The following is a 14,511-nucleotide window of genomic DNA, read 5'->3' on the forward strand; positions in this document are numbered from 1 at the left end:
CACCGGTCAGCGGTCACCGGCCGCCGCGCGCCCGCACCGGCGCGCGGCGGCCGGACGGCCCTCGTCCCAGGACCCCCGAAGGACATGAATGGCGCTCGACCTCAGCTCCGTCTCACGGCGCCCCAGTACCCCCGGAGCCTCCGCGCTCGTCGCCGGGGCGATCGGCCTGCTGTTCACGGCCGTCGCCGCGGCCGGGGCCGTCTGGACCCCCGCCGCCTCGCACGGAGTGCTCACCGCGATCGCCGCCTGCGCGGTGGCCGTACTGGCGGGCTACTCCCTCTCCGGCTCCGTTTGAAGCCACAACTCAGCGGGTCTGCTGACCTCGCCGGTCTGGCGGGGAACAAAGAACGTGCAGTACTTCACGCGGGGCCTGTTCTTCGGCGGCTTCGCCACCGGGCTGCTTCTGCTGCTCCCGGCGGCGCTGGTGCAGACGTTCGCGCCCGACGCGGTCCGGACCGGCGCGCTGCTGGTCGCGGTCGTCGTCCTCCTCGGTATCGAGGTGGGGCTGCTGCCGTTCCGGATGCCGCAGAACGCCCGGCTGGTCCCCAGTGACATCGTCGTCCGCACGGACGGCAGCGGGGCCCTCCAGTTCGGCTTCGAGATGGGTACGGGTCTGCGGACCTTCGTACCCTCGCATCTGCCGTACGCGGCGATCGCGGTCCTGCTCTTCGCGGGACCGTGGTGGGCCACTCCGCTGGGCGGTCTCGCCTTCGCCCTGGGACGCGCGCTGATGGTGCGCTCCTCGGTCCGCTCGGGCGACGCCTCCGTATGGGACGCGGCCTTCGTCCGGGCGCGGATCCCGATCCTGCTGCTGCTGTGGGCGGTGGCGGGAGCGGCGGGCACGGTGGCGGTCCTGATCCGGCACGGGGTGCTGTAGACGGCGTTACGGCTGCCCGCGTGAAGTGAGGCGCCCGGTCCCGGAGTTCCGGGGCCGGGCGCCTCAGCCGTCTTACCCGTCTCGTACGAGTCGTACGGCTCGTACGGCTCAGGCGTCGCGGGCGGTACGGTGCTCCAGGCGATGGCCCACGTACTGCATCGACGCGAACGACGCCACGACGGCGACCCCCGCCAGCATGACCACCTTCCCGACCGTCGTCAGCGGCATCGTGCCCGTCACCACCAGCACCAGCAGTCCCAGTGCGCAGAGGCCGTTGAGGAGCCAGGTGGTGGCCGAGAGGGCCGGGACGATCCGGGGCCGGGTACCTATCACCGCGAGAACCGGGGCGCCCACCAGCATCAGCGCGCCGAAGGAGACCGCCCAGGCGGTCGGCAGGCCCAGCGGCTCGTCCGCCCACAGGGCCCCGCCGAGCAGCGACAGACCGAAGACGGCGGTACTGCACGCATCGCTGAGGACGACGATCCGGAAGAGGGAGAAGCCCGGGAATCCGGTCGGACGGGTGGTGCCTGACACGGTGCTCACAGCGGTCATGGTGGCCTCCTGACGGCTCGTTCCGGGGTGCCACACCGTTCCATCACGTGGGTAAGGACTCAATGACCCGTGGGTCATGGCCTGTGTGACCGTGACCCGATTAACCTGCGGATATGGAGGCCACGCCACAAGTAAGGATAGGACCCCTACTACGGGACTGGCGGCGCCGCCGCCGGCTCAGCCAGCTCGATCTGGCCCTGCGCGCCGACTCGTCGGCGCGCCATCTCTCATGTGTGGAGACGGGCCGCGCCATGCCCAGTCGCGGCCTGCTGCTGCGGCTCTGCGAGGCGATGGACATACCCCTGCGGGAGCGGAACGCGCTGCTGCTCTCCGCCGACTACGCGCCCGCCTACCGCGAGAGCAGTCTCCAGGACGCCGACATGACATCCGTACGGGCCGCTCTCAACCGGCTGCTGACGGCGCATGAGCCGTATCCGGCGGTCGTCGTTGACCGGGTGTGGAACGTGCTCGCGGGCAACCGGTCGCTGTCGATGCTCACCGACGTCGTCTCACCGACGCTGATGCATCCCCGGCCGAACGTGTTCCGGCTGATCCTGCATCCCAACGGGCTCGCGCCGAGGCTGGTCAATCTGGAGGAGGTACGCGAACTGACCCTCGCGGCGCTGCGCAGACAGGTCGCGTCCACCGGCGACCCCCGGCTGGAGACCCTCTACGCCGAGATCTCGGGCTATCCGCGGCCCGAGGGCACGGGCGACGAGGACTGGGCGGCCGTGCCGCCGCGGCCCTGGACCCCGAGCCCGGTGGAGGTACCGCTGCGGCTCCGGACGCCCCGGGGGGAGCTGGCGCTCTTCAGCACGATGACCACCTTCGGGGCGCCCGCCGATGTGACCCTCTCCGAGCTGGGGGTCGAGTTGTTCTACCCGCTCGACGACGCGACGGAGAAGGCGCTGCGCTCGGGGGCGGCGGCCCTGGCCTGAGCCGGGTGAACCGTTCGCGCCGATCCGCGCGCCCGTGCGGCGCCGCGCGGTGATCGCCGCGTCCGGGCGGAGTCCGGGCGGACCTCCCGGGGACCGCTCCGGTGAACCCTCCGGCCCCGACCACCCCCACGATCCCGAACAACCCTCCCATCCCTCATATCCCCCACGACCCGGACCGCAGACCGCAGACCGCAGATACCGCGGGAACCACCCAGGCCACTCCCACCGGCCCGAAGGCCCCGGCGGCCCCGGCGGCCCCGGCCCGGCCGACGACGACGTCGGCCGATGACCGGGCGACCACGGCGGCCGTACCGGCGAAGACGTCGGCGGACCGGGCGCGGACGGCGGATCCGACGACGGGGTCGGAGCCCGGAACCGTCCACCAGGACCCTTTACCCGAGCAGGGGGATCCGGCCGGTCCCGGCACGGAGTCCACCCGGCGGCGCCCGCGGATCGCCCGCGCCGCCGGGAGCCCGGACGCCGGCGGGAGCCTGACCTCACGCTCCGCCGTACGGCGGGCGCCCGGTCAGCACTTGTTCGGCGTACCGTCCAGCAGGGAGAAGACCTCCAGCGTCAGGGACTTGTCCCGGGGCCCGAACCACACCTGGAACACCGCGCGGCCCCCGGTGAGCCGCTTCTCGAAGCAGAGGTCCGAGGGGTCGCGCTCCTCGTCGTCGCCGCCGGTCACCGGGCCCGGGGTCCAGCCGTCCGCCTCGGCGGCGGCCCGCAGATGGTCCGCCACGGCCCGCTTGTCCCCCACCAGCACCAGGACATTGCCGCCGCTGACGAATTCGTCGCCGCTGTCGTCCAGACAGCCCGCGCCACCGCCGGGCGACTCGTACCCCCGCTCCGGCCGGGTCCCCGGCGGCGGGCCGGCGAGGACGGGCAGGGCGTCGATCTCCCGTACCAGCGCCTCGGTCCCCTCGCAGTCGTCCACGACGTTCAGGAACGGGCCGTCGACGGCCTGGAGGATCCGGTCCTTCGCCGAGACCACCAGCACGGCGGCGAGCACCAGCGCGAGGGCCACGGCTCCGAACACTCTGCGTATGGCGCGTACCCCGCCAGCCGGGCCCATGGCGTCCCGTCCTCCCCGTAGCGTCGTGATCATCAGAAGATACCCGGCGGCACCCCTGGGCCCGGTGGATATCCCGTGACGTTTCCGGTGGCACCTCTGCCGCCCGGCGGACCACCCCGACGTTCCCGGCGGCGCACCGAAGCCCGGCGGGCCGCCCGTTACGTTCCCGCCATCCGCCGGTAGTGGCGCCACTACGCGGGCGGGAGACAGTGATGCGCATGAACACCGACTCCGCGCGGAGACGACGGGGAATCGCCGCCCTGCTGGCCCTCTCCGCCTCCGCGACCCTCGCCGCGCCGGGCGCCGCGTCCGCCGCGTCCGCCGCACCCGAACCGCGCGGCACGGCCGCGGCCCAGCGCGTCCAGTGGGGACCGTGCCCCCATGTCGATCCGCCCTACCCCGACCCGGCGTCCGAGTGCGCGACGATCGAGGTCCCGGCCGACTGGGCGAACCCGGAGGGCCCGAAGACCGGTCTCTTCGTCGCCCGCCACAAGGCCACCGACCCGAAGCGGCGGATCGGCGTCCTGATGTCCAACCCCGGCGGCCCCGGGGCACCCGGCGCCGACGACGCGCTCAACCCCACCGATCCGTACCAGGGTTACACCCCCGAGATGCGGGCCCGGTTCGACATCGTGGCCTTCGACCCGCGCGGGATCGGCCGCAGCCGGGGCGTGGAGTGCGACGAGACACCGCTCGCCGGGGCCCCCGCCCGGCCGGCCACCGCGACCGAGTTCGAGCGGGTACGTACCGCCAACGCCCGGTTCGTCGCCGACTGCGTCCGGCGTACGGGACCACTGGCGAAGAACATGGACGCCGAGGCGACGGCCCGCGACATGGACGCCGTCCGGGCCGCCCTGGGCGAACGGAGGATCAGCTTCCTGGGGCACTCCTACGGCACCCTCATCGGTGAGCGCTACGCCCGGCTCTTCCCCGACCGGCTGCGGGCCCTGGCCCTCGACAGCGCCGTGGGCCCCGGGGAGTCGGGCCCGGAGCGGTATCTCACGGAAGCCGCCGTGACGCTGAACAACACCCTGAAGCGGGTCTCGTCCTGGTGCGCCACGAACGCGGCGACCTGTGCGGTCAAGAACAAGAAGGTCACCACGGTCGCGGAGGAGCTGTTCGCCCGCGCCGACGCGGGCACCCTCCGCGAACCCGGCCCGAACGGCCCCACGGCGAAGAAGGTCTCCCCCGACCGGCTCTCCGACCTCCTCGGCGATGTCATCGGTGCCTCCCCGCAGTACGCCACCGGGCAACTGGCCGCGCTGCACTCCGGTAAGGGCGAGGTCGACTGGATGGGCGGCGGCGCCCACGAGACGGCCCTCCGGCTGGTGCTCTGCCGGGACCTGGACTACCGGATCAGGGACTTCGCGGAGTACCGGGCGATCCGGGACAGGGTCGCGAAGGCGGCGCCGTACGTCCGTTACGAAACCCAGTCGATGAGCTTCGTCCTGGCCTGCCAGGGGTCCCCGCTGCCGCCGAAGCCCGTACCCGCGCGCGCCACCGGCACCCCGCCCCCGGTCCTGGTGGTCAACGCCACCCACGACCTGGCCACGCCCCTGCCGGGCGCCCGGCGGATGGCGGCCTCCTTCCCCCGGGCCGCCCTGAAGACCTTCGACGTGGTGGGGCACTGGCTCTACACCACGGGTGTCGAGGGCGACCCGAAGGGCCTGATCGACCGTTATCTGCTCGACCCGCGGCGCTGACCCACCCCCCGGTCAGCATCTCGGCACCGCTTCGAGCAGGGGTTTTCCCCCGGCCGCCACGGCCGGGGGAACGCCCCGGTTTCCGCCTCGTGATCATGTCACCGGGCTGTGACAGCGTCGTCCGGGAACGAGGACGCCCGTATCCCCGCCGCTCAGGACCCCCTCATAGTGATCGAACAAGCACCGGGGCGCCCCAGCCGCCCCGGCCCCGATCACCGTCTCACCAGGGGGATTTCATGTCCGGCCACCGTCGTAAGACCATCTTCGCCTCCGCCGTCCTGATGAGCGGCGCTCTGCTGCTGACGGCCTGTCAGGGCTCGGAGTCGAGCAAGGACGAAGGCGCCGCGCGGAACGCCGCGGCCACCGCTCCGGCGGGCGGGAAGACCGCCGACTCGGCCGCCGCGGGCGGCGCCCAGGAGGCGGGCACGGGCAAGGAGCCGGGCGCGAAGGGCGGCACGGGCAAGGACGGCGCCGGTACGGGCACCGGCACCGGCACCGGCAAGGACGGCATGGGCTCCGGCGCCGACGCGGGCGACGGCTCACGGGTACCGGTCGGCCAGGTCTGCGGCGCGAACGACCTCTCCTGGTCCACCAAGAACCAGTCCCAGGGCGGCGGCTACATCCTGATCGTCGCCAAGGCGAAGCCGGGTATCACCTGCACCCTGCCGGGCGGGCTGCCGACCGTTGCCTTCGGCTCCGACGGCACCGAGGCGGGCCCCGTCCAGCACTCCCCCGGCAAGCCGATCACCCTCAGCGGGAACGCCAGGGCCTATGCCGGGGTGAGCCCCAAGACCACCCCCGACAACACCGGCAAGGAACTGACCAGCATCATCGTCGCCATCGGCAACGAGGACCCGGACCCGGCCGAACTGAACGTCGGCAAGATCCTGGTCGACAAGCCGGCCGTCACCAACTGGCAGACCTCCGAGAAGGACGCCCTGCCCTTCAACTGACCGGACGAGACGTCGTTTCCGCACCCGAGCCGGGCTCCGACGAGCCCGGCTCGCGCACGCCGGTCCCCGTCAGACGTCCGAAACGTCCGCGCCCACGTTGCGGGTCATCCGCCGGAGGACCCGCACCGTGGTCAGATACTCCTCCTCGGTGATCCCTTCACAGACCTTCTCGCGGTTGGCCCGCTGGATCCCGGCCGCCCGGTCGCGCAGTTCGCGGCCCTCTTCGGTGATCCGGAGCCGGTCGTCGTCGCCCCGGACGAGGAGCTTCCGCTCCAGCAGGACATCGATCTCCGGGGCGAGCCCGGCACCGACATCGAGATTGTCCTGGTTGGCGGCCAGCAGTTCGTCCCGGGTGGCGCCGTCGCCGGACCCCACCACATGGTTGAGCACCCACCACTGGGGCTGGGTGACCCCGATCGCCGCCAGCCGGGCCCGCGCGTACGCCAGTACGGTCTTGCCCGCGGCCCAGGTCCAGTAGCCGATCGGCTGTCGCAGCAGTTCGGCGTCGTCCCGTGAGTCCGTCATCGCCCCACCCTCCCGTTTGCCGTGCGTGGTCACCGGCGACGGTAGAACCTCAACCCGGCTTCAGGTCAACCGCCCGTCCCCGGCGCACCGCCGGCGCGCTGCGCACCCGGGCACCCCGGACGTAACCCTCGCTCCACGCATATGCCACCGCCCGGGGAGCAAACTCTGGGGCAGAGGGAGCACAGAACGGTCCGGGCGGGGCGCAGAGAGCCGTCCGGGCCGTATCGCCGACGAAGGGAAGAGGCACCGTGGCTCAGCCGAAGACCGCCGACCAGCCCGAAACGCTCGCACCCGCCCTCGCGTCCATGACCGTGCTGGTCGCCGCCGTCATCGTCCACGACCAGGCCACCGATCGGATCGTCCTGCTCCAACGCGGCCGGGACGCCAAGTTCGCCCCCGGGAAGTGGGATCTGCCGGGTGGCAAGAGCGAGCCCGGGGAGCCGATCACGGAGACCGCCGTACGCGAGCTGCACGAGGAGGCGGGGCTGACCGTACGGCCCGAGTCGCTGGCCGTGGCGCACATCGTCCACGGCGCCTGGGGCGTCGCGGCCCCCAACGGCTATCTGACCGTCGTCTTCACCACCACCGAGTGGTCCGGCGAACTCCGCAACCGGGAACCCCACAAGCACGCGGAGGTGCGGTGGGCGGAGACGGACGCGCTGCCGGACGATTTCGTGCCGACCACGGCCAGCGCCCTGCACCGGCATCTCAACCAGGGCCCCGGCATCACCCTCAGGGGGTGGCGGTGAGCCCCGGCCCGGGGCGGGAAGAGAGCGGAGAAGGGGGCGGGGCCCGGCAGCCGATGCCGGGCCCCGCCCCGTTCCGCGCCGCTCCCGGGCGGCCTACTCGTGGAAGTGGAAGCGCCACGCCTGGCGTACGTCGTGCGGCCTCAGCGTCTCCAGCGCCGTACGCGGCGGGAAGATCAGCAGCGGGCTCAGGTCGATCGCCAGCTCCGCGCCGTCGACGGGTCCGCCCGGCACCACCACATGGAAGGTGTACCGCTCGGCGCTCTGCCGCAGGGACCATTCGACGGGCCGGTCCGTACCGACGACGAACCGGCCGCGCCGGGGGTCTCCCTCGTATCCGGCATAGGTGTTCCACCGGAGGTTCCGGAGGGTGACATTGCCGTTGGGGAGCGTCCGGGCCTGCCATTCCTGGTCGCCGGGCTGCCCGCCGGGTTGCAGTACGACGACGCTGTCCCGGGGCTCCAGCAGGGTGAGGAGTTCTTCCTCCGGCCTGCTGATGCCGTAGACGCCGTCGAGGACCGGGGCCCGGCGGGCGGCGGGCCTCGTGGGGCGGGCGGCGGCGGTCGGGGCCGCCGCCGCGGTCCCGGCGGCGAGAAGGGCGGCGGCTCCGGCCGCGGCGGTGAGGCCGAGCGCGCGGCGTCGGCTCATGGGTTCGGTCATGGCAGGGATTGTTGACTGCGGATACCCGGCCCGGTCCCGGATGACCTGCTGTTTCGCCCGGCCGGGTGAGACATTCGCACCACGTTGCCGAACCGTCGCGCGACCGCGTGGGGTCAGTCGTCCCCGCCGTCTTCGTCGCCTTCGTCGTCTTCGCCGCCGTCGTGGTCCCGGTCGCCGTCCCACTGCCAGCGGCCGTCGCCCCAGCCGGGCTTGGCGTGCTTGCCCTTGCCGGGGATCCGCTCCCAGGGGCGTTCGGCGGACGGGCCGGGCTGTGCGGGGCGGTCGGTGCGCGGCGGCGGCTGGGTCCGCGGGGCCTCGGCCGCCGGGCGGGGCGTGCGGGTGGTGTCCGTACGCCCCGCGGGGACCGCCGCCGGGACCGCCACCCGGCGCGCGCCCGGGGTCGTACGCGCCGGATCGGGGGCGCCGGATCGCGATGCCTCCGGGGTGGGTGAGGGGCTGGTGGCGGGCGGTGCCTCCACGGCCCCGCCCGGCCCGGCCGGGTCGCTCAGATCGAGGTCGGTCGAGCCCGCGATCCGGTCGGTTTCCCGGCTGCCCTCACCGTCGTCGACGGCGAGCAGTACCGTGCTCGTGACGCCCGCGGTGAGGGCGAGCGCCACTCCCGTTCCGAGCAGTCCCCGGCCGACCCGGGAGAGTGGGGAGAGCGGGGTGTCGTCGTCCAGCCATATGCCGTCCCCCGCACGGTGACGGCCCTTCGCCCTGAGCTGCATGGCGGACACTATGCAGTACGGGCGCACTCCCGCGTGAGGGTCTTCGCAGAACGCATCGGATTCCTCATACACCCATCAGGGCCACTCCGGGCACACGCCCCCGCGCGCGCCCCCGGCTCGGGGCGCCTCGGGTCGTCTCAGGGCGTGCCGGGGCCCTGGAGGATCTGGAGGTAGTTGCCGTCCGGGTCCACGAGGGTGGAGAACAGCCAGCCGCCGCCGACCTCCTCGACCGGCCGCACCCAGGTCACTCCCAGGGTGTCGAGGTGCTTCTCGGCGGCCCGGATGTCGCGGACCGTGATGTTGATCAGCTGCCTGCCGGGTTCCGCGGACCGGTCCGCGACATCGTCACGGCGGTCGAATCCGATGATCGCCCCCGGCCCGACGACGAGCAGATGCTCCTCCCAGCGGGCACCCAGCGGCTCCAGCGCGGCGCGGTACCACGCGATGAGCCGCTCGGGGTCCGTACCGCCGAGGACGACACCGAGTCCGGTGATGTTGCCGTTGGTGGCTGTCATGGGTGGGCCTCCTGGTGTTCCCGCGGGCGCGGCGTCCGCGCCCTACGGGTCCTGACCGCGTACGGCGCCGGAACTCATCGGTCCGGCCACCGCCACGGCCTCCGGCGCCCCGCCGCCTTGTGCCCCCGCCGCCCCGCTACCGCAGTTCGTCCGGGCAGGGCGTACCGCGCGGCAGCGAGTAGCGGCCCGCCAGCCGGTAGGTGCCCGCCTCGGGGGCGACCAGCTCGGTCCACTCGTCGCCGTCGAGGTTCTCCTCGATCTTGATCAGACAGCCGTTGGGGTTGTCGAACGTCTTGGGTTCGCCGTCCTCGCGGTCCTTGGACTCCTGGGTCTCCTGCGGGCCCTTGACCCGCTTGCCCTTCTCGTCGACGAGGCTGAGCCAGGGCGAGTAGGGGACCCGGATCAGTACCCGGCCGGGCTGCTCGACGGTGATCCGGAGCTGGTTGGCGCCCGCGTGCTCCACCTTCGCCGGGGCGGCGGCCAGCGGTACGGGGTCGTCCACGGCGAAGATCTGCCAGTTGGAGTCGCCCCAGACCCGCTTCAGATAGGGCAGTCCGCCCTCGACCAGCTCCTTCTCCTGCTCGGCGCCGACATCGGGCCTGCCCTCGGGCAGTACCACGTAGTGCACGGCCATCCGGTCGAGCCAGGCCCGGTAGTCGGCGGCGGTGAGGGTCTTCTCCTCGTCGTAGAAGAGGGGGTTGCGCTCCATGTCGGCCTGGCGGTTCCAGCCGCGGGCCAGATTGACGTACGGCGCGAGCGCCGACGCCTCCCGGTGGCTGCGGGCGGGGACGACCTCCACCCGGCCCCGTTCGGCGTCGAGATCGTCCAGCTTGTCCACGAGGGGCGCCAGCTCGAAGTTCCAGGAGGCGGTGGGCGCGGTCCTGACGACGTCGTCCACCCCCTTGAAGCCAATCCAGAAGTTCAGTCCGGCGAAGGCGACCACCAGCGCGTACCAGCGGCGCGAGCGGGGGACCGCGTACGGCAGGGCCGCCAGCAGGGTCACACCCGCGAAGAGCATCGCGAGCCGGGTGACGTTCGAGCCGATCTGCGAGTCGACGATCCAGGTCAGTATCGTCCCCAGGCCGTAGACCACGGACGCGGTCCGGACCGTACGCCACTCCTTCGGGACCAGGACGAAGACCAGGACCGAGAAGATGAACGGCAAGGAGACCGTGCCCAGCGACATCGGCTGGGTGCCGGAGAACGGGAAGAGCCAGGACGAGAGGCCGACCACGGCGACCGGCGGCAGCCCGATGGCGAAGGCGCCCGGCCGCCGCTTGTTGAGGAAGAGGGCGGCGGCGACGACCCCGAGGAAGAGTCCGGCGACCGGGCTGGACGCGGTGGCCAGTCCGGCCAGCGGCGCGGCGACGGCGGCCTTCGCCCAGCGCTTGGTGCGCCAGCGGTACGGCCAGCAGAAGACGGCGGCCACGGCGCCGATCGCGAACATCATGCCGAGGCCGAAGGTGACCCGGCCGGAGAGCGCGTTGCAGAGGAAGGCGAAGACGGCGGCGAGCGCGCACGGCAGCGGATTGCGGACGGCCCGGACCCGGACCAGGACCAGCGCCGTGAGCGCGGCGGAGACCGTACCGGCGACGATCATCGTGGACCGGACGCCGATCAGGGACATCAGATAGGGCGAGACGACGCTGTACGAGACCGGATGCATCCCGCCGTACCAGGCCAGGTTGTACGCGGACTCGGGGTGCCGGCCGACGAACTCGGCCCAGGCGTCCTGCGCGGCCAGGTCACCGCCCGTGTTGGCGAAGAAGAAGAACCAGATCAGATGCCCTATGGCGGCGACCACGGTGGTGACGATCACCGGACGGCGGGTGAGCCGGTCCCAGACGTCGGCGGCTACGCCGCGGAACCGGCCGGGGCGGGGTTCCGGGGAGCCGGGGAAGCCGTCGGGGTCCGGGGAGCCGGTGCCGTCCGTCGCCGACGACCGTATTCGGGGTTTCGCACCGGGGCCGACGCCGTCCGTCCTGACCGGCTCTGCGGTGGTCACTGCGGCTCTCCCCGTCTGTCGCTGGTCGGCGGTGTCGGTGCTGTCGGTGTCGGTACTTCGGTACTGCTTCAGTGCTTCAGTGCTTCGGATGGATCCGGGCGGATCTCGGTGGTGCGGTGTCGCCGCGCCCCGACGGCGCCGGTGACGGCGGTACGGCAGATGCCGCTGAGATCGGTGTACCGACGTTACCCGAGACGGGTCGGCTCCCATCAAGGACGCCGGACGGGGTGACCGGGGTTGCCCCCGGGGTGTCCCGGCCCCGGGTCCCGGGCGACGTCAGATGGTACGTACCAACCCGGGGCCCGGGGAAGCCGACACGGGGGCGCCCCGAAACCGGGACGCCCCCGTTCCGCCGCTCGCGCCGTCGCGGACCCCTGCCGACCCGGGTCGGGCCGGCGGCCCGGGCCTGCGACCCGGGCGGCCGGTCAGCCCAGCCGGGTCAGCTTGTCGCCGAACCCGGGCTCGGCCAGGTTCTCCCGGAGCGCGACCGGGACGGTCTCCTTCGCCGGGCCGGAGAGGACCGACAGCTCGCCGATCACATCGCCCGCGTTGCCGGAGCGCGGCAGGTCGCCCTTGCGCATCGAAAGCTCCAGCTCGATCTCCAGACCGCCCCAGCCGATCGCCTTCAGATCGCGGGTCGCGACCACCGGCACCCGGCCGCCGAGGCCGTTGTCGAGATAGCCGACGGCCTGCCCCTTCTTGACGACCGTGGCCCCGACCATCCCGTCCCGGGTCGACTCGATCATCTTGACGCTGTAGTCGATCGCCTTCTGGGTCTTCTGGTACGGCGAGTCACCGTCGCGGGCGTTCATCGCGACACCGTTGATCCGGTAGTACGTACCGTCGATCTCCTTCACGAACGACCAGAGCAGATTGCCGCCCGCCGGGGTGGAGGAGCCGGTCTTGATGCCGTCGACACCTTCGAGCAGCAGGGCCCGGTCGTTGCCGTTGCGAATGGACTCACTGCCGGGGATGTCCACGTTCGTGGTGTTGGTGATCTCCCGCAGCACCTTGTTGTTCATCACGGCCTCGGCCAGCTTGAGCTGGTCGGCGGGGGTGGAGACGGTGGTCTTCTTGAAGCCGCTGGGGTCGGTGTAGACGGTGTCGCGCATCCCGAGCTGCTTGGCGGCGTCGTTCATCTTCTTGACGAACGCGGCCTCGGAACCGGCGTTCCAGCGGGCCAGCAACCGGGCGGTGTTGTTGCCCGACTTGATCATCGTCATCTGGAGCAGCTGCTTCAGGGTGTACTGCTGGCCCTCGGAGACCTTCGCGACGGACTCGTTCTCCCAGTTGCCCGACTCCCTGGCCGCCTGGGCGTCGATCGTGATCTTCGGACCGTCCTCGCCCTCCTTGAGCGGGCGGTCGCGGAGGACGACGTACGCCGTCATGGCCTTGGCGACGCTCGCGGTCGGGGCGACGCCCTGCGGGCCGTACGTCCCGATCGTGCCGACGCCCTCGACGGCGACGGCGCCCTGGCCGTCGGTCGGGAAGGGCAGGGCGAGCTTGGCGCCCTTGAAGGTGAAGGTGGGCTTGGCCGAGAGTTCGAGCGCCGGGGCCGGGAGCGGGCGGAGTATCTGGGCCACCGCTCCGATCAGGGCGAGCAGTACCACCACCGGGGTCCAGATCTTGAACCGGCGGGCCACCGTCCGCATGGGGGTGGGCGGGGTGTTCGTCAGCTCGGCGAGCAGATCCATCGGCGGCAGCGGCGGTACGGGCTGCTGCCGGGTCCGCTCGGCGTCCACGAGCGCGGCGGGCGCGGCAGGCACGGCCGCGGGCGGCTCCGCCGGGGCCTTCGCGGGGGCCGCCGCCGGGGCCTTCGGCGCGGTGGCCGCGGACGCGGCGGGGGCCTCGGGCTCCGGGTCGGCGCTCCGCAGCGGTACGAAGGTGCTGGCCTTCTTCCCGCCGTCGGCGCTCTTGCCGCCCGCGCCTCCGTCGTCCCCCTTCTTCTCCGACGGGGACCGCTCGGGCTCGCGGCGCGGCGCGGGCGGCAGCTTCAGGGCCGTCGTCGGGCTGTCCACCGCGGGCGCGGGGACGGCCCCGGTCCGCTTGGCCTGCGGGGTGAAGACGCCGGTCGGGGTGTCCAGCTTGTCGGCGGTACGGGGGGCGGCCCCGCCCTTCGCACCGGCACCGGAGTCGTCGTCCTTGCCGTTGCCCTCTTCCGCTTCGGCGTCGGCGTCGGCGTCGGCGTCGGCGTCCTTATTGTCTGTGTTGCCGCCGTCACCGCCGTCGTCGGCGTCTTTGCCGGACTTGCTGTCGTGATCGTTCTCGGCGGCGGCCTCGGGCTCGTCGCCCTCGGCGTCGGTGTCGGTGTCGTCCTCGGCGTCGGCGTCGTTCGTGTCGCCGCCCGCTATCGCACCCGACTCAGGGCCGGACTTCCCGCCCTCGGCACCCTTCTCGCTGTCGTTGTCGGCGGCGTCCTCCGCGTCGATCTCGGCCGAATCGGCGGAATCGGCGTCGCCACGGCCCCCGACGGCCGCAGGAGCCGCGCTCCGGGCGCTCTCAGCGGCCTCAGGGGCCTCGGAGGCACCCTCGGGGGCCGGGGGCGCATCCGGAGCGCGCGGGGGCGCCTCAGGGGCGCTCAGGCGCGGTTCCGGGACGACCGCGGTCACCTCCGACGTCGGATGGTCCGACGCGGCGGCGAGAGCGCGGCGCCCGGCCTCCACGGCCTCCGCCTCCCCGTCGTCCACCCGGCCCGCGTCATCCGCGCCATCCGCGTCGTTCGCGTCGCTGTCGCCCGTGTCGTCGCTGTCGCCCGCGTCGTCGGTGTCGGCGGCCTTGCCGGCCTTGTCGGTGTCGTCGGCATTGCCCGCGCGGGTCTCGCGGTCGCCGTCGCCCGCGCGGCCGTTGCCGTCCGCGCCCCGCCCGGCGCCCTCGGCGCCCGCCGCGTCCTCGGTCGCGTCGGCCTCGTCGGCCGCCTCGCCGGAGACGGGCTCGGGCGGCAGGGTGAAGACCGCCGTCGGCTGGTCCACACGGGCGGCCGACATGGCGAGCCGAGGGTCACGCTCACCCGGGGTCGTCGCCCCCGACGACTTCCGCTGCTCCGACTTGTCGGGGGACTCGCCCGCCACCGTGCCTCCTCGATGAACCATGAACGTCGATCGTGCCGCCGCCGGAGACAACCCGGTCCGCCCCGGACGTCCGGGGACGGTCCTGCGGGTGATCCGGTGATCCGGCGGAAGAACTTCAGAAATACAGGCGGCCGGTACGCTCCGCCCAGCCGGGGCCCGTGTTGTC

14 protein-coding genes are annotated in these 14,511 nt (G+C 72.9%); 6 read left to right on the forward strand and 8 right to left on the reverse strand.

Annotated elements, in window-relative coordinates; all coding sequences use genetic code 11:
* Positions 1 to 88: 88 nt before the first annotated feature.
* A complete protein-coding gene (locus ABZ714_RS14940; protein ID WP_358825617.1) occupies positions 89 to 295 on the forward strand; it encodes a hypothetical protein in 207 nt (68 codons plus the stop codon).
* 54 nt (positions 296 to 349) lie between these two features.
* Positions 350 to 877 (forward strand): hypothetical protein, encoded by a 528-nt coding sequence (locus tag ABZ714_RS14945; protein ID WP_358825618.1) that lies wholly within the window; start codon positions 350 to 352, stop codon positions 875 to 877.
* Positions 878 to 985: 108 nt separating this feature from the next.
* Here ABZ714_RS14945 and ABZ714_RS14950 read toward each other — a convergent pair whose 3' ends face one another.
* A complete protein-coding gene (locus ABZ714_RS14950; RefSeq protein WP_358825619.1) occupies positions 986 to 1,420 on the reverse strand; it encodes a hypothetical protein in 435 nt (144 codons plus the stop codon).
* 122 nt (positions 1,421 to 1,542) lie between these two features.
* Here ABZ714_RS14950 and ABZ714_RS14955 point away from each other — a divergent pair, with 122 nt between their 5' ends.
* Positions 1,543 to 2,367 (forward strand): helix-turn-helix transcriptional regulator, encoded by an 825-nt coding sequence (locus ABZ714_RS14955; RefSeq protein WP_358825620.1) that lies wholly within the window; start codon positions 1,543 to 1,545, stop codon positions 2,365 to 2,367.
* Positions 2,368 to 2,893: 526 nt separating this feature from the next.
* Here the strand turns inward: ABZ714_RS14955 and ABZ714_RS14960 are convergent.
* Positions 2,894 to 3,406 carry a hypothetical protein gene (locus ABZ714_RS14960; RefSeq protein ID WP_358825621.1) on the reverse strand — a complete coding sequence of 171 codons (513 nt, stop codon included), beginning with the start codon at positions 3,404 to 3,406 and terminating at the stop codon, positions 2,894 to 2,896.
* Between the two features lie 254 nt (positions 3,407 to 3,660).
* Here ABZ714_RS14960 and ABZ714_RS14965 point away from each other — a divergent pair, with 254 nt between their 5' ends.
* Together ABZ714_RS14965 and ABZ714_RS14970 are read left to right on the forward strand one after the other, a co-directional pair.
* Positions 3,661 to 5,145, forward strand: a complete 1,485-nt coding sequence (locus ABZ714_RS14965) for an alpha/beta fold hydrolase (protein WP_358825622.1) — start codon at positions 3,661 to 3,663, stop codon at positions 5,143 to 5,145.
* Positions 5,146 to 5,381: 236 nt separating this feature from the next.
* Positions 5,382 to 6,098, forward strand: coding sequence for a DUF4232 domain-containing protein (locus tag ABZ714_RS14970; protein WP_358825623.1), 717 nt, complete (start codon positions 5,382 to 5,384; stop codon positions 6,096 to 6,098).
* A 69-nt stretch (positions 6,099 to 6,167) separates the two neighbouring features.
* Here the strand turns inward: ABZ714_RS14970 and ABZ714_RS14975 are convergent, their stop codons facing one another.
* Positions 6,168 to 6,623, reverse strand: a complete 456-nt coding sequence (locus tag ABZ714_RS14975; RefSeq protein WP_358825624.1) for a MarR family winged helix-turn-helix transcriptional regulator — start codon at positions 6,621 to 6,623, stop codon at positions 6,168 to 6,170.
* Positions 6,624 to 6,871: 248 nt separating this feature from the next.
* Between ABZ714_RS14975 and ABZ714_RS14980 the strand changes: the two genes are divergently transcribed.
* Positions 6,872 to 7,372, forward strand: coding sequence for an NUDIX domain-containing protein (locus tag ABZ714_RS14980; protein ID WP_358825625.1), 501 nt, complete (start codon positions 6,872 to 6,874; stop codon positions 7,370 to 7,372).
* Positions 7,373 to 7,465: 93 nt separating this feature from the next.
* On the opposite strand, the gene ABZ714_RS14985 is transcribed toward ABZ714_RS14980, so the two are convergent.
* The 5 genes from ABZ714_RS14985 to ABZ714_RS15005 all read right to left on the reverse strand — a co-directional run bounded on the left by ABZ714_RS14985 (position 7,466) and on the right by ABZ714_RS15005 (position 14,366).
* Positions 7,466 to 8,029 carry a hypothetical protein gene (locus ABZ714_RS14985; RefSeq protein ID WP_358825626.1) on the reverse strand — a complete coding sequence of 188 codons (564 nt, stop codon included), beginning with the start codon at positions 8,027 to 8,029 and terminating at the stop codon, positions 7,466 to 7,468.
* Between the two features lie 113 nt (positions 8,030 to 8,142).
* A complete protein-coding gene (locus tag ABZ714_RS14990) occupies positions 8,143 to 8,757 on the reverse strand; it encodes a hypothetical protein (RefSeq protein WP_358825627.1) in 615 nt (204 codons plus the stop codon).
* A gap of 137 nt (positions 8,758 to 8,894) precedes the next feature.
* A complete protein-coding gene (locus ABZ714_RS14995; protein ID WP_358825628.1) occupies positions 8,895 to 9,272 on the reverse strand; it encodes a VOC family protein in 378 nt (125 codons plus the stop codon).
* Between the two features lie 136 nt (positions 9,273 to 9,408).
* A complete protein-coding gene (locus ABZ714_RS15000; protein WP_358825671.1) occupies positions 9,409 to 11,091 on the reverse strand; it encodes an MFS transporter in 1,683 nt (560 codons plus the stop codon).
* Positions 11,092 to 11,702: 611 nt separating this feature from the next.
* A complete protein-coding gene (locus ABZ714_RS15005) occupies positions 11,703 to 14,366 on the reverse strand; it encodes a serine hydrolase (protein WP_358825629.1) in 2,664 nt (887 codons plus the stop codon).
* Between the last annotated feature and the right edge of the window lie 145 nt (positions 14,367 to 14,511).

Origin of the sequence: Streptomyces sp. NPDC006798 (assembly GCF_040635975.1) — a bacterium.
GTDB lineage: Bacteria > Actinomycetota > Actinomycetes > Streptomycetales > Streptomycetaceae > Streptomyces.